Here is a 22,075-nt window from a genome sequence, read left to right as displayed (position 1 = left end):
GGTACTACCCGAATATACAAAATGAAAGAAAAAGCGCGCGAGTTTGAATATACCCAAGCAGATTTTGACGTTCTAAGGAAAATATCCAACCAATATTCCGGAATCTTGGTGCCGGACGATAAATTCGATATGTTTTATTCGAGGTTGTCGAAACGGGTCCGCATGCTGGGCTTCACCAGCTTCAAACAGTATTGTCACTATTTGAAAAACAACCCGGATACTGAGTTTACTGAATTTATTAATGCTGTCACCACTAACCTCACTTCTTTTTTTCGCGAAAATCACCACTTTGAATATTTAAGCAAGACGGTTGTACCGGGCTTGCTTAAAAAACATGCCGGGACTAAACAGATTAAAGTTTGGTCCGCAGGTTGCTCAACAGGTGAGGAGCCTTATTCTTTGGCGATGACCTTGAAGGAAAGCGTTCCGGCTGATTGGACCATCAATATTCTGGCTACTGATCTTGATACAAATGTTTTGGCCACCGCCGCAGCCGGTATTTACATGGCTGATCGCGTGACAGGAATAGCCGAGCAACGCCTTAAACGCTGGTTTCAAAAAGGTGTGGGTGGACAAGCGAACAAGGTGCGAGTTAAACCGGAATTGAAAGAATTGATAGAGTTTAAACAATTGAATTTGATGCAGGAGTGGCCCTTGAAAGGGTATTTTGATTTTATTTTTTGCCGAAATGTTTTGATCTATTTTGATCGGGAAACCAAGGCGATGTTAGCGAATCGTTACTGCGGCCTATTGGAAGAGGGTTCATATTTATTCATTGGACATTCAGAATCCTTGCATCAGCTCGATACCGGATTCAGTTTGATAGGTAACACCATCTACAGGAAGTCGATTAAGTGAGTCATGTGCGACATGTGGAAAGACCGCTTATCGCCGGCTTCGAAAACGTCAATCGATATTGGGATCAAGAAAATCAAATAGTGGCGGCAAAATTAATGCCCGGTGATTACTACGTCACCAAACAGGATGAAATGATTACGACTGTGCTGGGTTCTTGCGTGGCAGCCTGTATCAGGGATGTGGTGACCGGCGTGGGGGGTATGAATCATTTCATGTTGCCGGAGACCAGTAAAAGTCGCTTGAATGCCAGGGACGAAGCTGTCGTTGGCAATGCCTCTCGCTATGGCAATTACGCGATGGAACATTTGATCAACGCTATTTTGCAAAATGGCGGTAAGCGTAAAAACCTGGAAGTTAAGCTGTTCGGCGGCGGCAAAATCATTGCTACCCTCGGTGATGTGGGGGCCAGAAACATTCAATTCGTTTTGGACTATGTGGACACTGAAGCGTTGAATCTGGTTTCTCATGATTTGGGCGATATTTATCCGCGTAAGGTGAATTTCTTTCCGCATACCGGACGGGTCAGAATGAAAAAAATTAAAGATTTACACAACCAAACTATCTTCCTGCGCGAGAAGCAATATAGTTCCAGTATCAAGGACGCACCGGTTGAAGGTAGCGTAGAGCTATTTTAGGAAACCAGGATGACAAAAATTAAGCTATTGATTGTTGACGACTCGGCATTAATTCGCCAAATGTTGACGCAAATTTTTAATGAGGCAGGCGATATTGAAGTCGTCGGCACGGCCAGTGATCCGATTATTGCCCGGGAAAAAATAAAGGCCTTGAATCCCGACGTATTAACACTGGATGTAGAAATGCCGCGTATGGATGGTCTGACATTTTTACGTAATTTGATGCGTTTACGACCGATGCCGGTGGTCATGATTTCAACGTTGACCGAAAAAGGCGCCGAAGTGACCCTTGATGCGTTAGCGCTCGGTGCGGTTGACTTTGTGGCAAAACCAAAAATCGATGTCTCCCATGGCTTACGAGCCTATGCGGATGAGATTATCGGTAAAATCAGGATGGCCGCTCAAGCAAAAGTCAAAGCTTTGGAAACCAATCGGGTTAATGTCCCAGCTCTTAATTCAGTGAATGAGAATGCAGCCAGTACGATGAAAAAGCATTTCAAAACGACTCATAAAATCGTGGCGTTGGGTTCTTCAACGGGCGGCACCGAAGCGGTCAAGGAACTGGTAAAAAGCCTGCCCAGGACGGCGCCGGCGATTGTCATTACCCAACATTTACCGCTCGCCTTCAGCGCTTCGTTTGCCAAACATGTTAACGAGGCCACTGAGATGACTGCTTGCGTGGCTAGCGATGGGCAACTGATATTGCCCGGAAATATCTATATAGCGCCAGGTGATCAGCATTTAATGGTTGTGAGAGATGGTGCTCGTTATGCGTGCCGCCTTGATGATGGTCCACCTGTCAACAGACATAAGCCTTCCGTGGATGTCCTGTTTCGATCAGTTGCCGAGAATGTGGGTAGCAATGCGGTTGGGGTTATGTTGACGGGCATGGGGGCGGATGGTGCCAGAGCCATGCTTGAGATGCGCGAGGCCGGGGCCGTCAACATAGTGCAGGATGAAGCATCCAGTATCGTTTGGGGCATGCCCGGCGAGGCCTACAAACTGGGAGCCGCGCATCATGTGTTATCCTTGGGGAAAATAGCGGAAAAAATCCTGGCCCTGGTGGATTGAAAATATGTTGCAGTTCCTAAAAGATAACGCGCTTCTGGTTTTATTCACGCTGGTAGTTTTGTTATTGCCGTTGCTTTCGTCCAACGCGCTGGTTTATTGGCTAGCCGCCCCCATCGCAACCATGTTGTGGATGGTCAAAGCATTTCGTGCGCAACGTGCGCAAGTGTCAGCCTTGACAAACAGCAAGGGTCTAAGCGAAGCCGAATTGGTGCGCGCGATTGATGACTATTTACTGCATTTGAAAGATTGTATCGACCAAGAAGCCTCCTATTTTCGCGCGGAATTGGAACAGCTCAAATCCATGCTTGCCGATGCGGTGACTACGATGTCCAGCAGCTTCAATAGCTTGGCTAGTTTGACCTCCGGGCAGTCATCGATAGTATATTCGTTGGTAGCTGATCTGGAAGGAAGTACCGACAAAGGGCGTAGTACTCTCAATTTCACGAGTTTTGCTCAGGAAACCGATGATGTCCTGCAGTTTTTTATCGACCATATTCTGCAAATCAGTAAGCAGAGCATGGAAATGGTCGCGGTCATCAATGATGTTGGGGGCCATATGGCTCATGTCGAGAAACTATTGGGCGATGTGCAGAAGATTGCCGATCAAACCAATTTGTTGGCTCTGAATGCCGCCATAGAAGCAGCCAGGGCGGGAGAAGCCGGTCGAGGCTTTGCAGTGGTTGCGGGAGAAGTGCGGAATCTTTCAAAAAACTCCGATAAGTTCAGCGAGGAAATTAAGCGAGTGGTGAAGGCCTCCAAGGATAATATCCGCGAAGCGCAAACCATGATCGAAATAATGGCCTCCAAAGACATGAACGTGGCGATTAGTTCCAAGGCCAGTATCGACAAGATGATGGATGATATCGCCATCATTAATGCCAATATCTCCAACAATGTCGGCGAAATTTCCCAACTGACCAATCAAATCGAGTTCAATGTGGGTAATGCGGTGAGAGGTCTGCAATTTGAGGATATGGCCCGGCAATTGATTGAATACTTACAATTCAATTTAGAACATTTCGGTTCGCTATCCGACGAGGTCAGTATAGGTTTGGGGGTATTTAAAACCGGTGGCGACACTGACTGGCGTGACCAATTACGGCAAGGCTCGGATCGCTTGAAAATCATGAAGCAACAGTGGCAAGTCAGAAAATCGCACATTGTGTCGCAATCTTCCATGGAGGAAGGCGATGTGGATCTGTTTTAGGCTAAAGGTAAGAGATGACATGAAAATTTGTGAGGTTAAAGAATATGGGTATTGATGCACGTGTTGATGCGGGAGTGCTGTCGATTAAAATAAGCGGTCGGTTCGATTTCGGCGTGCACAACGAGTTTCGCGAAGCCACCAAGCTGGTTGAAAGTGGCGTGAAGTTGATAGAAGTGGATTTGATCGGTACCGAATACTTAGATAGCTCCGCCCTTGGCATGCTGTTAGTTCTGCGAGATAAGATGGCGGGTGATAAGTCGGCAATACGGATTAAAAATTCGCGTACCGAAGTTAAAAAAATTTTGGAAATCGCTAATTTTGATAAATTATTTACACTGTCCTGAGCAATCCCGCTTTTTTATATAACCTAATGGCGCGATCAAACCGACAACGGTTTGCGTAGCCGCCAACAATCCATGAACCAGCAGACTGACTTTTCCAGTTCCGATTTCATTAGAAATTTTTTCCAGCGATTTCTACCCAATTCCCAAGTTGTTTCCCTAGCCATAGTTTTGCTGGGCGGCTTTTTATTGATATACGGCTTGCTGGATTTGCTGATGCCGGTCTTTGTGGCGATTGTGTTGGCGTATCTACTGGAAGGGCTGGTGGTTAAAGCCGAACAGCGTCAACTCGGTCGTTTGATTTCGGTGCATCTCGTATTCTTTGCGTTTATGGCTGTGCTGGGTTTTGTGTTGTTCGTGCTGGTGCCGATAGTGTCCGAGCAAACCGTGCAACTGGTGCAACACATACCGGAGATTGTTTCCAGTACCCAAGCCGAAATCATGCGCTTCCCTGAACGCCATCCGGAACTGATTTCGGAAGTCCGGATTCGCGAAATCATGTTCTCCATTCAGCAAGACTTGCTCAAGTATGGTCAGGATTTGATCTCCGGCTCCGCCCAATCGTTTGTCGGATTGGTGGCGGTGATCATTTACTTGTTTTTGGTGCCGTTGATGGTGTTTTTCTTTCTGAAAGATAAACAGGTTTTATTGGGCTGGTTTGTACAGTTTCTGCCAAGGGATACCAGTCTTAGCCTGCGAGTGTGGCATGAAGTCGATAGGCAAATAGCCAATTACGTTAGAGGCAAATTTCTCGAAGTGTTTATCCTGTGGGCGGTCAGTTACATAGTCTTCTGGTTGTTGGGTTTGAATTATGCGATGTTGCTTGCGGTACTGATGGGCTTGTCTGTGGTGATTCCTTATGTCGGCGCGACATTAGTCACTTTTCCAGTATTGGCGGTAGCCTACGTGCAGTGGGGCGTGGGCGGCAGTGATCATTTTATGTACGTATTTATTGCCTATTCAGTGATTCAGGCGCTGGATGGTGTCATATTGGTGCCGCTGCTGTTTTCTGAAGCCGTGAATTTGCATCCTATTGCAATTATTGTTGCCATCCTGTTTTTTGGCGGCTTGTGGGGTTTTTGGGGGGTATTTTTTGCGATACCCTTGGCCACGCTGGTTAAAGCGGTATTAATGGCGTGGCCAAAGGCTGAGATCAGTCAATCATCGGCTTGATGGCTTTACAAATTATCGGATGCAAAATCCGCCAGGCGGGAACGCTCGCCGCGCCGCAAAGTAATATGGGCGCTATTCGGCCAAGATTTGAAACGATCAACCACATAGGTCAAACCGGAGCTGGTTGCCGTTAGATACGGCGTATCGATTTGCGCCAGGTTGCCGATGCAGATAATTTTTGTCCCCGGTCCTGCCCGGGTAATCAAGGTCTTCATCTGTTTAGGCGTCAGGTTTTGTGCCTCGTCGATAATCAGGTAGCGGTTCAGAAAAGTCCGGCCACGCATAAAGTTCAGCGAACGAATTTTTACCCGGTTCATCATGACGTTTTGCGACGCGCCTTGTTCCCATTCGGTCGTGCCCGAGCGGCTGCCCAGCAACTCCAGGTTGTCCATCAACGCCCCCATCCACGGCGCCATTTTTTCCTCTTCCGTACCCGGTAAAAAGCCAATGTCCTCGCCGACCGGCATGGTCTCCCGTGTCATGATAATTTCCAAATAGGCTTTGCTTTCCAGAGTCAAAGACAGGCCGGCTGCCAGTGCCAGCAAGGTTTTACCGGTGCCGGCAGAGCCTATTAACGTCACGAAGTCAACGTTTGGGTCGAGCAGGGCATTCAACGCAAAATTTTGCTCGCGGTTTTTGGCGGAAATGCCCCAGATGCTATTGTGTTTGGTCCGATAATCGCGGGCCAATTGCAATACAGCCGTGTCGCCTTCGCGGCTTTTCACAATGGCTTCGAAGTTATCTTCGCCTTCCATATACAGATATTGGTTGGGATACCATTCGGCCACCAGCGGACCATTCACGCGGTAGTATGTGTGGTCGTTTTCCTGCCACGATTCCATCTTGCCGCCGTGTTCCTCCCAGAAGTCGCTGTCCAGCGGCATCGTGCCGGTGTAGAGCAGGTCTATATCTTCGATGGTTTGATCGTTATGGTAATCCTCGGCAGTAATCTGTAGCGCGGCTGCTTTGATGCGCATATTGATGTCTTTGGAGACTAGGATTACATTCACATCCGGGTATTCCTTACCCAAGGCCAATACGATACTCAGGATAGAATTATCGGCAATCTGTCCAGGTAGGTCGGCAGGGAGTAGATGCGACAATTGCCGGGTTTGAAAATACAAACGGCCGTCGAATTCTCGCTCGCCGTTCCGAGCATAATCGATGCGCGACAGCGGTAGCCCGGCGTTGATGGTTTGTTGATCGGCATCGCGGATTAATTCGTCCAAAAACCGGCTAACTTGGCGGACGTTGCGCGATACGTCGGATAAGCCTTTTTTGGCGTGATCCAATTCCTCCAGCACCACCATCGGAATGAAAACATTATGTTCTTGAAAGCGAAAAATGGACGTTGGGTCGTGCATCAGTACGTTGGTGTCCAACACGAACAATTTTTTGCCGGCGGATTGAATATTCATATTATCCTTGTAAAAAGCGTGGAAAGGCGGTTTCAACGCAAACCCGGTGCTGCGCTAAAGGTATTTCTACTCCAAGTGCAGAGTTATCGTCAACCGAGCTATCGCTTGCCTTGTGCCCGATAAGCGTTGCTACCCTATGCAAAAGAGTAGTGCGATTTCACCGTCAATTCCGGGTTTTTTAAAAATACCGGCGCCAATAATCGACTAATCTCCAGTTTCTCTATACTTAAGCCGTCGTCATTGCTTTTGTATAGTCGGTTACAATAGGGCGCATATGTCGCGACAACTTTATTTGTATCGGTATTTTTAGGATAGTTATTTATGACACTTTCACCATCAAGCCAGCCAGACTTGGGTTGGAGCCAGATTAGGGAAACCATCAAGCTGTTGACCGTTTCGGTTGCTCAGGTTGAGGGCAGCATGAAAGCCGGTGATGAGTCGGTCTCAGCCTTGGCCGACTCGTTTACCGGTATGGTTGAAGATATGAAAAATATTCATCAGTTACTGAGTAGTTTTCAGCAGAGCGAGAGCCGCGACCAGGCTCTGGCGCATTGCGAGGCGACCCAGGATAAAATCTATTCGGCGATTGTGGCGTTCCAGTTTTATGATCGCCTGCAGCAATGCTTGCAACACGTGTCCAACAATCTAAAAGGCTTGTCGGTCATCATCGATACGCCGCAGAGGTTATATAATCCTGCCGAATGGTATAAGTTTCAGGAAAGCATTCGCAACCAGTACACTATGGAGTCTGAAAAAGTGATGTTTGATGCTATCCATCAGGGCAAAAGCGTCGATGAAGCGCTAGCCTTGTTTCAACAAGCAAATCGGCAAAGCGACGACGATGAAATCGAACTGTTTTAATTTTACTTGGCTACTCAAATCGTAAATGAAAAAAAAATCTCTGTTAATTTTGTGCCCTCTGTTACTGATATTAACGGCGTGTAGTAATCCTGGCTCAGAACCACCGGTGGCCGGCAGTGTACCGGTCAAAAAAGCCCCGGCTAAAAAATCAGCGGCAAACAAAGCTCCCGCAACTACGGCTAAAAAACCGGTGTCTAGTCCCGATACCGCCACCTATCCTATCGAAAGTGTCAGCAATAACTTTAAAGATGAACCGAATCTGCCGACCTTTCGTGCCGAGCCGTTGATGCCGCCGGCCGATATTCCGCCGCCTGCGCCAGCCAGTCCGGCTCTAGCGGCACCCGCTCCTGCGGCGGTGGCTACAGCAACTGCGCCGGCACCAAGGTTTGTTATAGAAGACGCGCGCATCCCCAGCGGCACGCCGCCGGCTGTAGTAGCTTTAATTAGCGAGTCAGACCGTAGCCGTAATAGTGGCGACCTGGATGCTGCAGTGGTCGTGATGGAACGGGCGCTACGCATCGATTCACGCAACCCCACGCTGACTTACAAGCTGGCGCAGCTCAGAATCAAGCAAAATAAACCGCAACTTGCCGAAGAATTGGCCGGCAAGGCCGCTTTGCTGGCTGGTGGTGATCTGGATTTGAAACGCAAAAGCTGGTTGTTGATCGCCGAAGCCCGGCAAATGCAGCAAAATGCCCAAGGGGCCAGAGAAGCTAAAGCCAAGGCGGACAGCTTTTTCGGTCGCTAGTGGTTGACAGTTCCAAGACGGCGCTTGCCGGTGCCGCCAGCAAATTGGCCGATGTTTTTGGCGACGGCGGCGCCTTAGCCGAGGTTATCAGCGGTTATTCGCCGCGCGCCGCGCAGATCGAGATGGCCGAAAAAATCGCCTACGCCATCGAGTCCCAGCAAAACCTGATTGCCGAGGCCGGCACCGGTACCGGCAAAACCTTTGCCTATCTGATTCCTGCGATCCTGTCCGGCAAGAAAGTCATCGTTTCCACCGGCACCAAAAATCTACAAGATCAATTGTTCAACAAGGATTTGCCGGTGATCCGCAAAGCCTTGAGCAGACGGCCGTTCAAAGCCAGCTTGTTAAAAGGCCGCGCTAATTATTTGTGCACCTACCGGTTGGAACAGGCTTTGAATTCCGCGTTCGGTTACAGCCAGGAAGACGCGGCGGCGTTGGCGCAGATCAAGGCTTGGTCGAAACGCACCAAGGCCGGCGATGTCTCGGAAGTGGCTGACGTGCATGACGGCGATCCGATCTGGTTTCACGCCACTTCCACCACCGACAACTGCCTGGGGCAGAACTGCCCTGATTATGCCGATTGCTTTTTAACCAAAGCCCGCAAGCAGGCCCAGGAAGCCGAGATCGTGGTGGTCAATCATCATTTGCTCTGCGCAGATTGGTCGATCCGTGAAACCGGCTTCGGTGAATTGCTGCCGGATGCCGAAGTCGTCGTTATCGACGAAGCCCATCAACTGGCCGACACCGCCTCCAATTTTTTGGGCGTGACGATTAGCGGCAAACAACTGGTCGATTTGGCCGACGACAGCCTGGCCGAGTATTTCACCGACGCCAAGGACATGCCGGATTTGCGCACCGCCTGTGAGGACCTGCAACACGAAGTCAAGGATTTACGCCTAGCGTTTGGCCTGGAATTGCGCCGCGGCGACTGGCAAGACATCGAAACCAACCCCAAAATCGCCGGCGCGTTGGAATCCTTGCAAAAGCAATTGGCCCGGCTAACCGATCAACTGGAGCGCGCCTCGGTGCGCAGCAAAGGTCTAGAATCCTGCTTCGATAGGGCTGAAGCGCTGGACGCGCAACTGGAAACGCTGATTAACGACAAGGACGGCCAGTGGATTAAATGGTACGAGACTTATAGCAAGTCGTTCACGCTCAGCCGCACGCCGCTGGATATTGCCAAGGAATTTCGTGGTTTCATGGCCCGGCACAAAGCTACGTGGATTTTTACCTCCGCAACCCTGAGTGTTGCGAATAACTTCGTGCATTTTTCCAAGAATTTGGGCTTGAGCGGTGCGCTCAGCCAGAGCTGGGAAAGTCCGTTCGATTACCCAAATCAAGCCTTGTTTTATCACCCCAAAGGTTTGCCGCAGCCCAGTGACCCCGATTTTACCGATAAGATTGTCGGTTTCGCCTTGCCGGTGCTGGAAGCCAGCCGGGGCAGGGCGTTCTTCCTATTTACCAGTCACCGCGCCTTGCAACGCGCCGCGCAATTGTTGGAAGGCAAGCTCGACCATCCCATCCTGGTACAAGGGACAAAATCTAAAGGCGTATTGCTGGATCAGTTCAAGGAACTGGGCAACGCGGTATTGTTAGCAACTGCCAGTTTCTGGGAAGGCGTGGACGTGCGCGGCGATGCTTTATCTTGCGTGATTATCGACAAACTGCCGTTTGCATCGCCGGGCGATCCGGTATTGAAAGCGCGGATGAATGCAATGGAAAAGCAGGGCCGCAACCCGTTTTTTGAGCATCAACTGCCCAGCGCCATCATCATGTTGCGCCAGGGTGTGGGCCGCTTGATTCGGGATGTCAATGACCGCGGCGTGCTGATGGTCTGCGATCCCAGATTATTAAAACGTTCCTACGGCCAGATGTTTCTGGATAGCGTGCCGGCGATGAAGCGCAGCCGCGAGATCGAGGATGTGCGGCGGTTTTTTGCGTTGGATGAATCACATTGAACATTGCGTAGGCCGGAATAAGCGTTAGCGTTTCCGGCATCTTGTTGACAGAGGTACAGATTTGAAATTATTGGCAGTAGAAACCTCCACCGACGCCTGTTCGGCGGCCTTGTTTATCGATGGCGAGATTGCCGAAAAGTTTGCCGTCGCCCCGCGCGAGCACACCAAGCTGATTTTGCCGATGATCGATCAATTAATGGCCGATGCTCAACTCAAGGCGCAACAACTGGATGCCATCGGTTTGAGTCGCGGGCCCGGTTCGTTTACCGGTGTCAGAATTGCCGGCGGCGTGGTGCAAGGCATCGCTTATGGCGCAGATTTACCGGTGGTGCCGGTTTCGACCTTGGCGGCCATCGCGCAAGACTTTTTCAACCGTCGCGTCGATGCCAATTTGAGTTTCACCGCGATGGATGCACGGATGGACGAAATTTTTTGGGGTGTGTATCAACGCAATGAATTGGGCCTGGCGGACTTGATCGGCGCGGAAGCCGTCACGCCAGCCGGCGAAGCGATATTTCCGGATTGCCGTGGCTTTGGCGTCGGCTCCGGCTGGGGCGTTTATGCGGAGCAGTTGGGCCAGCGTTTAGCAGAGCGTGTGCTGGGCGTTGAGGTGGATGTCTGGCCGCGCGCCGGCTGTGTCGCGCAATTGGGCGCTTACGGTTTTGCTTGCGGTTTGGCGGTGCCTGTCGAGCAAGCCATGCCGGTTTATTTGCGCGATAAAGTCGCCAAAAAACAATCGGAAAGATGAGTCGGTTTCCGGTTTCCAGCGGCCGCTAAAACGGCCGCGCCACATTTTTAAATACCTTCTGGGGTACAATGGCCCTTTACCTAAGCCGATAGTTTTAGCCCATGGCGCAATATTTCGAAATTCATCCGAAGAACCCGCAGCCGCGCTTGATTCAACAAGCAGTCAATATCTTGCGCAACGGCGGAGTCATCGCCTATCCCACTGACGCATCCTACGCGCTGGGTTGCCAGATCGGCGATAAGGCGGCCATGGATCAAATTCGCAGCCTCCGCCGGCTGGACGATAATCATAACTTCACACTGTTGTGTACCGACCTGTCGCAGGTTTCCACCTTCACCAAAATGGGCAATGAAGCCCACCGCTTGATCAAAAAACTGACGCCCGGTCCGTTTACGTTTTTACTGGATGCCACGCGCGAAGTGCCGCGCCGGTTGCAGCACCCCAAAAAGAAAACCATAGGCGTCAGGATCACTGATCATCCGGTGGCTCAAGCCTTGGTCGAGCAGCTTGGCGAACCCTTGTTGACCTCCACGTTGATGATGCCCGGCGATGACGAGCCTTTGGCCGATCCGTACGAAATCCGAAAGCGGCTGGAAAAAGAGTTGGCCCTGGTCATAGATGTGGGCGTGATCGAATATCAACCCACTACCGTCATCGCTTGCGGCGATAAGTCGATTGACATTGTTCGGCAAGGTATCGGTATTGCGCCGATGTTGGAGTAAAAGCCATGATGGACGAATTAACCCTGATACAAAGGATCGTGGTGTGGATTTTGCCGGTGATTTTCGCGATCACCGGTCACGAGGTGGCGCACGGCTGGGTGGCCAAGAAGTTAGGCGACAACACCGCTGCCGACCAAGGCCGTTTAACGCTGAATCCTCTCAAACATATTGATGTGCTGGGCACGCTGATTATTCCCGGTTTATTGTTGCTGACCTTTACCGGTTTTGTGTTCGGGTGGGCCAAGCCGGTGCCGGTCGATCCCCGCGCGTTTAAAAAACCGCGTCAAGCCATGGCGATTGTGGCGGTAGCCGGCCCCTTGTCCAATCTATTAATGGCGGCGGCCTGGGCTTTGCTGTCTAGAATCGGCGTGATGTTGGAAATCGAATACATCTCTTTTCCGCTGATTTACAGCGGCGTAGCAGGCATCAGCATCAATTTGGTTTTGGCTTTGATTAATCTTCTGCCGATTCCGCCCTTGGACGGCAGCCGGATTTTGTCCGGAGTGCTATCGGATTATTGGGCCTGGCAATACAATCGTTTGGAACGGTTTGGTTTTATTTTTTTGTTGATATTACTTGCTACCGACGTGTTGCAATATTTGCTGGCTTATCCGATGTACTACGCCCAACAATTATTTTTTAGTTTGGCGGGCATGTAGTTTTGAACGAAGTAGCATTACCGGTTGAAACCGTACTGCCGCCGCTGGCGCTGGTGCAAGGCCAGCCTTATCAAGACTTGCCGGAAGATCTTTACATCCCGCCGGATGCGCTGGAAGTGTTTCTGGATGCGTTCGAAGGGCCGCTGGATTTGCTGTTATATTTGATTCGCCGGCAGAATCTGGATATTCTCGACATCCCCATCGCTCAGATCACCCGGCAATATATCGCCTACATCGACATGATGGAAAATCTGCGTCTAGAGCTTGCTGCCGAATATCTGGTGATGGCCGCGCTGCTGGCGGAGATCAAATCGCGGATGCTGCTGCCCAGACAACCGGAAAGCGAAGAGGAAGAAGAGGACCCCAGAGCGTTTTTGATCCGCAAATTGCAGGAATACGAAGCGATCAAAAAAGTGGCCGAAGAGATCGATCTACTGCCCAGAAACGAGCGCGATACCTTCGAATTTGGTGTCGACACCTCGACCGTGGATGTACAGCAAATTTTACCGGATGTGCAACTCAAGGAACTCCTGCTGGCCTTCCAGGACATTTTGAAACGCGCCGAGAGGCTTACCCATCATCAAATAACCAAAGAACCCCTATCAGTCCGTGAACGAATGGCAGCCATTTTGGAAAAACTTAACGGAGCAAATCAGCTCCCTTTCGCAGCGTGTTTTACCCGAAGTGAAGGAAAAAACGGAGTGGTTGTCGCGTTTCTTGCCATCCTTGAACTCTCCAAGGAACGCATCATCGACATCTTCCAGTCCGAGCCTTACGCCGGCATCCAGGTCAGAATCCGCCTTGATAGCGGCACCGGGGACTGATCCGCAGTTAGCCGAAACCGTCGTCGATGATGTTATTCCCACAGCCAAACCCAGAGCACCTCGCAAGCCGCGCATCAAACCCGAACCGGTTACGATATTCGTGCCGGTCAAACGGCGCGCCGTGCGTTTTCCGGCTATCTGGACTAGCGAGCCGCGCGTTCCGGTTGGTCAAGTCCTCGAACCAAGCGAATCCGTGGTTTTGCCGAGGTCCGGTCGGCGAGCGGTGCGCTTACTGCCAGTTTGGCGGAGTAGTTGGCAAGCACCCGTGCCGTTGGCTTTGGCAGTTAGCCAGTCTAGGCGCGCAAGCCGTTTGCCGTGGCGCTGGTCAGAGATTATTCGCGCCAGCACCTACCAACCTATTCTGGTTGAACGCCACCGATTGCAGCCCGACCCGATTAAAGAGTGCGACATGAATACCAAACGTATTGTGGAAGCCATCTTGTTTGCCGCCAACCGGCCGATGACGATTAGACAGATCCAGGAAACTTTTCCGGAACTGGAGCAACCCGATACCTTGTCGGTGCAAATGGCCCTGGATGAAATCGCCCGCGACTACGCTGACCGCCCCATCGGCCTGCGGCAATTGGCCAGCGGCTATCGGTTTCAGGTTCGCGAGGGCCTATCGCCCTATGTGACGCGCTTGTTCGAGGAAAAGCCGGCCCGTTATTCGCGCGCGCTTTTAGAAACCTTGGCGATCATCGCCTACCGCCAGCCGGTGACGCGCGGCGAAATCGAGGATATTCGCGGCGTCAGCGTCAGCAGTTCCATCATTCAAACTCTGTTGGAGCGCGAGTGGATTCGCGTCATCGCCCATAAGGAAGTACCGGGCCGGCCGGCCTTGTTCGGCACCACCAAACAATTTCTGGATTATTTCAATTTAACCTCATTGAGCGAATTACCGACGCTGGAAGAAATCGTCAATTTCGATTTCGGCAACTCGCCTCAACCGCAACCCGAGCAGGACCACAGTGAAAGACCGCAAACCGCCGAGATCCAACAACCCGTCAGCTCCGCAGGACAAACGGACCCAGAAACCGCAGCCGCGGAAACCGAGTTCGACCCACAAGCCGAAGCCGGCCTCGGCACCGAAAAGCTCACCCTCCACTAAAGCTGCACCGGCCGGCGGCGAGCGCATCCAGAAACTGCTGGCGCGGGCTGGTGTCGGTTCGCGCCGGGAAATCGAGCGCTGGATAGAAGAAGGCAAACTCACCGTCAATGGCAATCCGGTACAGCCCGGCTACCACTTAAAACCCGACGACCATCTGCAAATCAATGGCCGGGTGGTGAAATGGGAAAAATATGCCGAGCAACCGACCAGGGTACTGGTGTATCACAAGCCGGTCGGCGAACTGGTCACCCGCCGCGATCCGGAAGGCCGGCCGGTAATCTTTACCCAACTGCCGCGCCTGCAGGTCGGCCGCTGGATCGCGGTCGGCCGGCTGGACATCAACACCTCCGGCCTGATTTTAGTCACCAATAACGGCGAACTCGCCAACCGTTTGATGCACCCGTCGCGGGAAGTGGAGCGCGAATACGCGGTGCGGATCTTGGGCGAAGTCGACGATGCGATGCTGGCGCGCTTGAAACAAGGCGTGGAACTAGACGACGGCCCGGCGCATTTCGAAGACGTCAGCTTTTACGCCGGCGAAGGCGCCAACAAATGGTTTTACGCCACGGTGAAACAGGGGCGGAATCGTTTGGTAAGGCGCTTGTGGGAATCGCAGGGGGTTAAAGTCAGCCGCTTGATTCGGGTTCGTTACGGCGATGTTGGTTTGCCGGAACGGGTCAGGGCGCATTCGTTTTATGAGCTTGAGCCTAAGGAATTGCAGGGATTGATGGAGTTTGTGGAATTGTAGTCCCGTTGAACTAATCGATGCTGCAATCGGCAAGCCGTGTCCGCTGCGGCGCGATGATCTCAATTGTTCAGTGGAGTTTTGAGGTCGGATACTCTTCGGTCAGCGTTGCGATCACGCCATTAATGATTTGGTTGATTCGAGTCTTTTCTTGTTCTGGAAGGTTTTGTAGCGGAGGACATGTCAGGGTCATGGTGAATACGCTTCGTTTTGTGCCAATAGTGAAGTGAGAAACCTGGAATAGTTGGTCGCGTTCTTGTTTTATTAAGGGTGGGACTGGAATTATCGCCTTGCCGTCGGCAGAGTAGTTGACCGTCATCCCGTGCTTTTCCGCAGATTGTTTGACCAGATATACTCCAAATTCTTCGGGATATTCAGGACCATCTGAGTGGACTCTCGAAATTTCAAGCCTACAGATGTAATCCTCGCCAAAGGTTGCGTCGATCTGGTCGGCGGGCGTTTTTGAAATACGCACGTAGTGTGGGAGCACCACAGATACCGATTCTTGTTGGAATTTGACCTTTACGGTTGCCGGCTTATCAGGCCTGCCGAACAAGAGTTCGTCGGTATCGCTTAAGAAGTATTTGACGTTTTCGGGACTTGTGCTGACAAGTCCAGCACGCAAACTACGTTGAAAATCCAAAATTTGAGCCGCCGATCTCATAGCGGCCAATGCTCGCCTTTGCACGCTGTTCTCGGTATTGGCTAAGGTTTCGTCATGGTTGTTCTTGATGTTTCTTAGAATTTCTGCCACGAATTGGCAGTAGGCTTGGTATGGTTCGTCGCTAGCCGAATAAATTGCGGCAAAGATACCCGCTTTTTGCTTTCGTTCCGCGTGGCTCGTTGGTAGAAACACCAAATTGTCCAGCGAATTGAGATCCCAAATGAATGGTCCGCCTGGAAAAGTCAGCGACGCGGTACGGATATATCTTAGAAATTCGGCAATATCCTTTGTAGTAGCGACCTCATGCGGGATTAGGTAATGCAATTTGCCGGACACCCATAAATCCGGATCCCAAGACCAAGCAAGCGGGTTATGTTCTGCTTGGATATTCGGAAGTGCTGCTCTTAATATTTTTTTGAGTTCTTCTAAGTCGGTTGGTGTGATATTGACCGCTGGATAGTTAGTTGCCGTCTCAATTGTCGTAACTTTTTTCTTAAAAAAATTCTTCAACATTTTTCTGCTCTAAATGGCTTGAGATTATGCTTACACGGCATTGAATTGCTGATGGGAGCTCGGTCGGCACTTGCAAAACTATTACCAGCAAAGTTGCTGCAAAGGTTGCTCGCAACTCACTATAGTTGGTAGTTTTTGAAAGTCAAAAACAGCGCATCCCTTGCGACGAATATAGTGTCTTGTTTTTCGGTTGATGCGCAAATCCTCACGCAATGGTTGGTTTACATAAACAATGTTTCGCTATCGCGAGGTTTATTTGAATGCCGGTTACCGCACCGGCGGGCGGGTTACTTTTCTTTGCTTGTCCAAAGAAAAGTAACCAAAAGCCATGTAGGCCGGAATAAGCGTTAGCGTTTCCGGCAAAACGTGCAATTGCCAGAAACGCCTATCGGCTTATTCTGGCCTACACTAGGACAGTGATTTTTGTTGGAAATGTCCGCCTTGGACTAGGCTAGAAATAATCTTACACTGGGTAACTAATTGGATTATGAGCGACTATCGGCGGTTGTATGTCCCTGGCGGCTTGTATTTTTTTACGGTTGTGGCGTATCGTCGCCAACCGATTTTCGCCGATATTCAGCGGGTTGCGTTGCTTCGTCAGGCGTTTCAAGAGGTCAAATGCAAACGACCCTTCGACATAACGGCTGCCGTCATTTTGCCTGATCATTTGCATTGTCTCTGGCTACTGCCTGAGGGCGATTTCGACTATTCAACTCGGTGGCAAATGATTAAAACTGCTTTTTCTCGAAGAGTTTCGGCGAGTGTGAAAAAAGACGGTGCAAAAACCATTTGGCAACCACGTTTTTTCGAGCATTGCATCCGTGACGAATCCGACTTTAATAAGCATTTGGATTACATCCATTACAACCCAGTCAAACATGGTTTGGCTTTGTCTCCCGGTGAATGGCCACACAGTTCGTTTCAACGTTTTGTAGATGCTGGGTTTTATCCCGCCAGTTGGGGTTGTACCCTGGCTGCGGATATAACGAACTTGGACTGCGAGTAGTCGAGTTGGGTTAAGGGATAAAAACTATTCTTTTAAAATTTGGCGCTTCAATGAAAATCCCGGGATTTAGTTTCCAATTCGCCGATCCAGCTGCTCCAGTCTTCCAGCTTGCCGGCCACCAAATGCAACACGCCGTCCTCCTGTTGAATCGTGCCGCTCACCGACAACAGGCGGGCTTTCAGTAAGGGTTTACGTTGGGCTAGGGCAGTGGCGGGCCAGACCACCAGGTTGACTTGGCCGGTTTCGTCTTCCAGTGTCACAAAAGTCACGCCGGATGCGGTCATCGGCCGTTGCCGGCAGATCACAAGACCGGCGACTTGAGCGATGCTGCCGTTACGGCGTTGCCATAAAGAGGCGGCGGTGGTGACACCCCGGCGGCGCAAGCGCTCGCGCAGCAGGCCCAGCGGGTGTTCGCGCAGGCTGAGCCGGGTGCTGGCATAGTCCGCCAATACCTCCTGGCCCGGCTTGGGGGCTTTTAATAGCGGCGTGGCTTCGGCGATGACCGGTACGCCAAATGCTGGGGTGGCCGGTTCGACGCCGCCGGCGGCCCAAAAGGCACGATGCCGGTTGCCGGCCAGACTTTTCAAAGCATCGGCCGCTGCCAAATACTCCAAATCTTGTCGATCCAAACCGGTGCGGGCCGCCAGTTCGGCAACATTCGCGAATGGCTGTAAACCCCTGGTTTGGACAATCTTGCGTGCCGCTGTTTCTGATAAACCCTTGACTTGATTAAACCCCAAGCGTAAGGCCGGCGCTGCGTTGGCGGGAAACTCCAATGAACATTGGCTTTGACTGGCTTGCACATCCACCGGGCGCACTTCTACGCCATGGCGGCGGGCGTCTTGCACCAATTGCGACGGGCCGTAAAAGCCCATCGGTTGGCTGTTCAACAAAGCACAGCAAAACGCCGCCGGATGATGGCGCTTCAACCAAGCCGACACATAAGCCAGCAAGGCAAAGCTGGCGGAATGCGATTCCGGAAAGCCGTAATCGCCAAAGCCCTTGATCTGTTGAAAAATCCGTTGGGCAAACTCGGCGCTGTAGCCGCGCGCCCGCATGCCGTCCAGTAACTTGCGCTCGAACGGCTCCAGGCCGCCCTTGCGTTTCCAGGCAGCCATGGCTCGGCGCAGTTGGTCGGCTTCATCGGCGGTGAAGCCGGCTGCGACCATGGCTAGTTGCATGACTTGTTCCTGAAAAATCGGGATGCCTAAGGTGCGTTCCAGAACGGCTTGGACTTCCGGGCTGGGGTACTCGATTTTCTCCAAACCCTTGCGTCGGGCTAGATAGGGATGCACCATCTCACCTTGAATTGGGCCGGGGCGGACGATGGCGATTTCGATGACCAGATCGTAATAATTGGCTGGCTTCAGGCGCGGCAGCATGGTCATTTGCGCCCGCGACTCGACTTGGAACACGCCGATGCTGTCGGCTTGTTGCAGCATTTGGTAAACCGCCGGGTCTTCGGCGGGAATGTCGGCTAAAGTCCAGGGGATGTTGGGTGAGCCTGTTTCTTCGGTAGGGGTGATAAAAGTCGAAACAGTCCCTTCTCCCTCCGGGAGAAGGTTAGGATGAGGGCGGTGGTTATGGTTTGAATATTCCCTCACCCCAGCCCTCTCCCGGCGGGAGAGGGCGTTTCTGCAATTCTCTTCAACAAAGGGATATTGGTGCTGGGGCGGACGGCAATATTGACCAAGATACTCCAGCGCTTTACGAATCGCACTGAGCATGCCCAACGCCAGTACATCGACCTTCAACAAGCCCATCGCTTCCAGATCGTCTTTTTCCCATTGAATCACGGTGCGGTCGGCCATTGCGGCATTTTCCACCGGTACCAGGCGTGAGAGTTCGTCGCGGGCGATCACGAAGCCGCCGACGTGTTGGGAAAGATGGCGCGGAAAGCCCTTGATCTGCTGAACCAGCACGGACAGGCGCTGCACGACGGGACTGTCCGGATCGAAACCGCATGCTGTTAAAGATTCCGGCATCAATTGATAGCCGTCCCATCTATCTACGCTATCGGCCAGGCGTTCCACTTGCGCCAAGTTCAGTCCCAAGGCTTTGCCGACATCGCGTACCGCGCTACGAGTGCGGTAAGTGATCACCGTCGCGGCCAACGCGGCCCGATGCCGGCCGTATTTTTGGTAGATGTATTGAATCACTTGCTCGCGGCGTTCGTGTTCGAAATCCACGTCGATGTCCGGCGGTTCGTTGCGCTCGCGGGATAGAAAGCGCTCGAACAACAGATTCATTCGACTCGGGTCCACTTCGGTGATTCCCAGGCAAAAGCACACCGCCGAATTCGCCGCCGAGCCGCGGCCTTGGCAGAGGATGCCTTGCTCCCGCGCGTATCTGACAATGTCGTGTACAGTCAGAAAATACGGCTCGTAAGCCAAGTCGGCGATCAGAGCCAGCTCGTGTTCGATTTGTCGGCGGACTTTTGTCGGCTCGCTATGCGGCCAGCGTTCGCGAACGCCGGTTTCGGTCAAATGCCGCAGCCAGGAAGTGGGCGTATGCCCATTCGGCACCAGCTCTTGAGGATACTCGTAACGCAATTCGTCCAGCGAGAATTGGCAGCGTTCGGCGATAAGCAAGGTTTGTTGCAGCCATGCCGTAGGATAAAGCTCGGCTAGCCGGGGCAGGGGGCGTAGATGCCGTTCACCGTTGGCGAACAAGGCGTAGCCCAGTTGCGATAAAGGCTGGCCGAGGCGAATCGCGGTCAGCGTATCTTGCAAAGCCCGGCGTGAGCGGCGGTGCATGTGCACGTCGTTGCAGGCGACAATCGGAATGTTTAGTTGCCGGGCTATGGCTGTGGCTCGTTGGCAATGGATTTGGTCGTGGCCGGATAGAAATAGGCCGATCCCCAGCCATAAATCGCCGGCAAATAACTGTTTCAACCAATGGCCATCTTCTTCCCTGTAACAGCCGTTGGTCAGCCAGATGGCCAGATAGCCTTGCGGACAGTGGGCGGCCAAATCGGATCGGGTTAGCCGGTAGCTGCCTTTTTCGGCTTGGCGGCGGGCCAGGGTAATCAACGCAGACAGGTTGCCGTAGCTGCTTCTATCGGTTGCCAGCAAGACCAGTTTCAGACCGCCTTCCAAGACAAACTCACTGCCGATGATCAGTTTGATATGGTGTTTCTTAGCGGCCAGATGCGCTCTTACCACGCCGGCCAGCGAGCATTCGTCGGTCAGCGCCAGCGCTTTGTAACCTAGCCGGGCGGCTTCCTCAACCAGTTCTTCCGGATGCGAGGCGCCGCGCAGAAAGCTGAAGTTGGACAGACAATGCAGTTCGGCAAAGCCGCTGTCCGGCGCGTTGGCCTCATCCGAACAAGCCATGCACAAACCATTGTTGTTTGGCGTTTAAGTCGCGATACACCCACAGTTTGCGGCCGCGTTGATCTTGGGCGATGTGATAGTTGCGGCGGATCGACTGGTCGTCCCACCAGCCGGACTCGATGCGTTCCGCCGACGATAGCAGGCTCAGGCTGCTTAGTTGTACTGGTTCGGGATTAGTTAGCAGCCACAAAGGCCGGGGCGCTAAGTCGGGATTGGCGGTTAGTTGGTTTGGTGCAACGGTCATGGCGCGTTCCGGGCGATGGTCGGCTTGCGTACCCGGAAATTTCAAGGCTTGATGGCCCAGTCTGGCCTGCAACTGATCCAAAACCGCTTGCCATTCGGCGTCACTATCCGGTTTCTCGTGGTCGTCGAACAGGCTGAAGCGTTCCGGCTGAAATGGGACTATGGCTGCGCTGAGTAGGGTGATAGCCAGCACCGGGGCCGGTAGCGGCGAGCGTTCCAGTTTTTCGGACAGCAAGCCGCACCAGTGTTTAGGGTTGCGGTTACCGGCGCGAAAATCCAATGCCAAGCAAGTGGCAGGGCGGCCGTGATACAGTAGTTCCAGCGTGATGCCTAAGGTTGTGGCATCGCGGGTTTTTAGAAACGCGGCAAACTCGTCGGCCAGTTGTTCGATGGCCGGGAAGAAATGTTCGATACGTTCCAGTTCGATGGGCATCTCGCGGCTGGCCTGGAAGCGCGGCGGACGATGGAAAGCCTGCAAAATTTGAATTTGTTGGCCGGCAAGTCTGTCCAGTTGTTGCAACAAGGCTGCACCATAGCGCTTGGCCAGGCCGTCGCGCGGCAGTCGCCACAGGTCGGTGAGTTGGCGAATGCCGGTGCGCAATAGCCGGTGTAAGAGTTTATCGTCCAGTGCCAGAGCGGCGATGGGCAGTGGGCCCAACGCCGAGCGCAAGGCCTGACGATCTGTGATGATGGTCTCCAGGCTGAGTCTTGCCAGTAAGTTGCTGGCGGTGGGGGTCGGGCTAATGGCGATGAGCGGACGATGCCTGGTGGTTTGCCATGCCGTTCTTAGCTTATCTTGTATGCGCTCTATGCCGCCGAACAGGGTCAGGCAGGAGCGAATTTCCAGCAGCAGGCAGTCCGGCTGATCCAGGCTGACCCATGGGCTGAAATCCAGGGCAATTTCGGCAAGTTGTTGTAATGCCAGGCGTTCGGCGAACGGATCGCGGTTATGAATGCTCAGGCCGGGACACAATGCCAGAGCGGCGGCGGGTGCCATGCCCGGTTCGACGCCAGCTTGCCGGGCTGGCGCCGAAACCGTATGTAGACGAGTCTGGCCTTTGTGGGGCATAGCACTGGCGACGGCCTGATTTAAATCCAGATGCAGTGTAGTCAAAGCCAAGTCAGGAAAATAGGCGCATAGCCAAAGTTGGCTGTCGGCCGGATTGGGCTTTACGAGGGTGCCGATTCGCTCTGGCGGCGTTGGCGATAGCGCCCTGGCGGTGGCAGCCATGGCGGTC

20 protein-coding genes are annotated in these 22,075 nt (G+C 52.4%); 16 read left to right on the top strand and 4 right to left on the bottom strand.

The features are described from left to right. The first annotated feature begins 21 nt into the window (after positions 1-21). The 6 genes from QLH52_RS03245 (at position 22) to QLH52_RS03220 (ending at position 5,285) form a co-directional block, all read left to right on the top strand. On the top strand, positions 22-858 hold the full coding sequence (locus QLH52_RS03245; protein WP_171694765.1) for a CheR family methyltransferase: 837 nt from the start codon (positions 22-24) through the stop codon (positions 856-858). Next, complete coding sequence (gene cheD / locus QLH52_RS03240; protein WP_205453864.1) at positions 855-1,493, top strand: chemoreceptor glutamine deamidase CheD; 639 nt, start codon at positions 855-857, stop codon at positions 1,491-1,493. The genes QLH52_RS03245 and cheD overlap by 4 nt, the downstream gene beginning before the upstream one ends. A 9-nt stretch (positions 1,494-1,502) precedes the next feature. Further along, positions 1,503-2,564 (top strand): protein-glutamate methylesterase/protein-glutamine glutaminase, encoded by a 1,062-nt coding sequence (locus tag QLH52_RS03235; protein WP_033157432.1) that lies wholly within the window; start codon positions 1,503-1,505, stop codon positions 2,562-2,564. Positions 2,565-2,568: 4 nt separating this feature from the next. Continuing rightward, the gene (locus QLH52_RS03230) at positions 2,569-3,771 is read left to right on the top strand and encodes a methyl-accepting chemotaxis protein (protein ID WP_319960524.1); all 1,203 of its coding nucleotides are present in this window, start codon (positions 2,569-2,571) and stop codon (positions 3,769-3,771) included. A gap of 44 nt (positions 3,772-3,815) precedes the next feature. After that, positions 3,816-4,115: an STAS domain-containing protein gene (locus QLH52_RS03225; RefSeq protein WP_033157434.1), complete on the top strand. Its 300-nt coding sequence runs from the start codon at positions 3,816-3,818 to the stop codon at positions 4,113-4,115. A gap of 72 nt (positions 4,116-4,187) precedes the next feature. Then, on the top strand, positions 4,188-5,285 hold the full coding sequence (locus QLH52_RS03220; RefSeq protein WP_171694767.1) for an AI-2E family transporter: 1,098 nt from the start codon (positions 4,188-4,190) through the stop codon (positions 5,283-5,285). 5 nt (positions 5,286-5,290) lie between these two features. On the opposite strand, the gene QLH52_RS03215 is transcribed toward QLH52_RS03220, so the two are convergent. Then, on the bottom strand, positions 5,291-6,703 hold the full coding sequence (locus QLH52_RS03215; RefSeq protein ID WP_033157479.1) for a PhoH family protein: 1,413 nt from the start codon (positions 6,701-6,703) through the stop codon (positions 5,291-5,293). Between the two features lie 321 nt (positions 6,704-7,024). Here QLH52_RS03215 and QLH52_RS03210 point away from each other — a divergent pair, with 321 nt between their 5' ends. The 9 genes from QLH52_RS03210 to rluB all read left to right on the top strand — a co-directional run bounded on the left by QLH52_RS03210 (position 7,025) and on the right by rluB (position 15,079). Beyond that, positions 7,025-7,564, top strand: coding sequence for a hypothetical protein (locus QLH52_RS03210; RefSeq protein ID WP_171694768.1), 540 nt, complete (start codon positions 7,025-7,027; stop codon positions 7,562-7,564). 25 nt (positions 7,565-7,589) lie between these two features. Then, positions 7,590-8,312 (top strand): tetratricopeptide repeat protein, encoded by a 723-nt coding sequence (locus QLH52_RS03205; protein ID WP_205453868.1) that lies wholly within the window; start codon positions 7,590-7,592, stop codon positions 8,310-8,312. Beyond that, positions 8,312-10,270, top strand: coding sequence for a DNA repair helicase YoaA (gene yoaA, locus QLH52_RS03200; RefSeq protein ID WP_319960523.1), 1,959 nt, complete (start codon positions 8,312-8,314; stop codon positions 10,268-10,270). The genes QLH52_RS03205 and yoaA overlap by 1 nt, the downstream gene beginning before the upstream one ends. A 61-nt stretch (positions 10,271-10,331) precedes the next feature. Continuing rightward, a complete protein-coding gene (gene tsaB / locus QLH52_RS03195) occupies positions 10,332-11,018 on the top strand; it encodes a tRNA (adenosine(37)-N6)-threonylcarbamoyltransferase complex dimerization subunit type 1 TsaB (RefSeq protein WP_319960522.1) in 687 nt (228 codons plus the stop codon). A 101-nt stretch (positions 11,019-11,119) separates the two neighbouring features. After that, complete coding sequence (locus QLH52_RS03190; protein ID WP_033157439.1) at positions 11,120-11,740, top strand: L-threonylcarbamoyladenylate synthase; 621 nt, start codon at positions 11,120-11,122, stop codon at positions 11,738-11,740. Positions 11,741-11,745: 5 nt separating this feature from the next. Then, a complete protein-coding gene (locus QLH52_RS03185; RefSeq protein WP_033157440.1) occupies positions 11,746-12,399 on the top strand; it encodes a site-2 protease family protein in 654 nt (217 codons plus the stop codon). A gap of 2 nt (positions 12,400-12,401) precedes the next feature. Then, on the top strand, positions 12,402-13,223 hold the full coding sequence (locus QLH52_RS03180) for a segregation and condensation protein A (RefSeq protein WP_319960521.1): 822 nt from the start codon (positions 12,402-12,404) through the stop codon (positions 13,221-13,223). A 409-nt stretch (positions 13,224-13,632) separates the two neighbouring features. Continuing rightward, positions 13,633-14,331, top strand: coding sequence for an SMC-Scp complex subunit ScpB (scpB, locus tag QLH52_RS03175; RefSeq protein WP_033157481.1), 699 nt, complete (start codon positions 13,633-13,635; stop codon positions 14,329-14,331). A gap of 25 nt (positions 14,332-14,356) precedes the next feature. Then, a complete protein-coding gene (gene rluB, locus QLH52_RS03170) occupies positions 14,357-15,079 on the top strand; it encodes a 23S rRNA pseudouridine(2605) synthase RluB (RefSeq protein ID WP_319960675.1) in 723 nt (240 codons plus the stop codon). 67 nt (positions 15,080-15,146) lie between these two features. Here rluB and QLH52_RS03165 read toward each other — a convergent pair whose 3' ends face one another. Beyond that, positions 15,147-16,253: a hypothetical protein gene (locus QLH52_RS03165; protein ID WP_319960520.1), complete on the bottom strand. Its 1,107-nt coding sequence runs from the start codon at positions 16,251-16,253 to the stop codon at positions 15,147-15,149. Positions 16,254-16,740: 487 nt separating this feature from the next. Here QLH52_RS03165 and QLH52_RS03155 point away from each other — a divergent pair, with 487 nt between their 5' ends. Further along, positions 16,741-17,259: an REP-associated tyrosine transposase gene (locus QLH52_RS03155; RefSeq protein ID WP_425256949.1), complete on the top strand. Its 519-nt coding sequence runs from the start codon at positions 16,741-16,743 to the stop codon at positions 17,257-17,259. A gap of 47 nt (positions 17,260-17,306) precedes the next feature. Here the strand turns inward: QLH52_RS03155 and QLH52_RS03150 are convergent, their stop codons facing one another. After that, the gene (locus tag QLH52_RS03150) at positions 17,307-20,594 is read right to left on the bottom strand and encodes an error-prone DNA polymerase (RefSeq protein ID WP_319960519.1); all 3,288 of its coding nucleotides are present in this window, start codon (positions 20,592-20,594) and stop codon (positions 17,307-17,309) included. After that, the gene (locus QLH52_RS03145) at positions 20,578-22,068 is read right to left on the bottom strand and encodes a Y-family DNA polymerase (protein WP_319960518.1); all 1,491 of its coding nucleotides are present in this window, start codon (positions 22,066-22,068) and stop codon (positions 20,578-20,580) included. The genes QLH52_RS03150 and QLH52_RS03145 overlap by 17 nt, the downstream gene beginning before the upstream one ends. Positions 22,069-22,075 lie beyond the last annotated feature (7 nt).

This window comes from Methylomonas defluvii (assembly GCF_033949435.1).
Classification (GTDB): Bacteria; Pseudomonadota; Gammaproteobacteria; order Methylococcales; family Methylomonadaceae; genus Methylomonas; species Methylomonas defluvii.
This window is presented reverse-complemented; position numbering and strand designations above follow the sequence as displayed.

Coding starts and splice junctions, on each gene's coding strand:
- QLH52_RS03245 (WP_171694765.1), top strand. CDS start 22: ATGAAAGAAAAAGCGCGCGAGTTTGAATATACCCAAGCAGATTTTGAC.
- QLH52_RS03210 (WP_171694768.1), top strand. CDS start 7,025: ATGACACTTTCACCATCAAGCCAGCCAGACTTGGGTTGGAGCCAGATT.
- QLH52_RS03190 (WP_033157439.1), top strand. CDS start 11,120: ATGGCGCAATATTTCGAAATTCATCCGAAGAACCCGCAGCCGCGCTTG.
- QLH52_RS03220 (WP_171694767.1), top strand. CDS start 4,188: ATGAACCAGCAGACTGACTTTTCCAGTTCCGATTTCATTAGAAATTTT.
- QLH52_RS03155 (WP_425256949.1), top strand. CDS start 16,741: ATGAGCGACTATCGGCGGTTGTATGTCCCTGGCGGCTTGTATTTTTTT.
- scpB (WP_033157481.1), top strand. CDS start 13,633: ATGAATACCAAACGTATTGTGGAAGCCATCTTGTTTGCCGCCAACCGG.
- QLH52_RS03215 (WP_033157479.1), bottom strand. CDS start 6,703: ATGAATATTCAATCCGCCGGCAAAAAATTGTTCGTGTTGGACACCAAC.
- QLH52_RS03165 (WP_319960520.1), bottom strand. CDS start 16,253: ATGTTGAAGAATTTTTTTAAGAAAAAAGTTACGACAATTGAGACGGCA.
- QLH52_RS03230 (WP_319960524.1), top strand. CDS start 2,569: ATGTTGCAGTTCCTAAAAGATAACGCGCTTCTGGTTTTATTCACGCTG.
- QLH52_RS03205 (WP_205453868.1), top strand. CDS start 7,590: ATGAAAAAAAAATCTCTGTTAATTTTGTGCCCTCTGTTACTGATATTA.
- QLH52_RS03185 (WP_033157440.1), top strand. CDS start 11,746: ATGATGGACGAATTAACCCTGATACAAAGGATCGTGGTGTGGATTTTG.
- QLH52_RS03145 (WP_319960518.1), bottom strand. CDS start 22,068: ATGGCTGCCACCGCCAGGGCGCTATCGCCAACGCCGCCAGAGCGAATC.
- QLH52_RS03150 (WP_319960519.1), bottom strand. CDS start 20,594: ATGGCTTGTTCGGATGAGGCCAACGCGCCGGACAGCGGCTTTGCCGAA.
- QLH52_RS03225 (WP_033157434.1), top strand. CDS start 3,816: ATGGGTATTGATGCACGTGTTGATGCGGGAGTGCTGTCGATTAAAATA.
- QLH52_RS03235 (WP_033157432.1), top strand. CDS start 1,503: ATGACAAAAATTAAGCTATTGATTGTTGACGACTCGGCATTAATTCGC.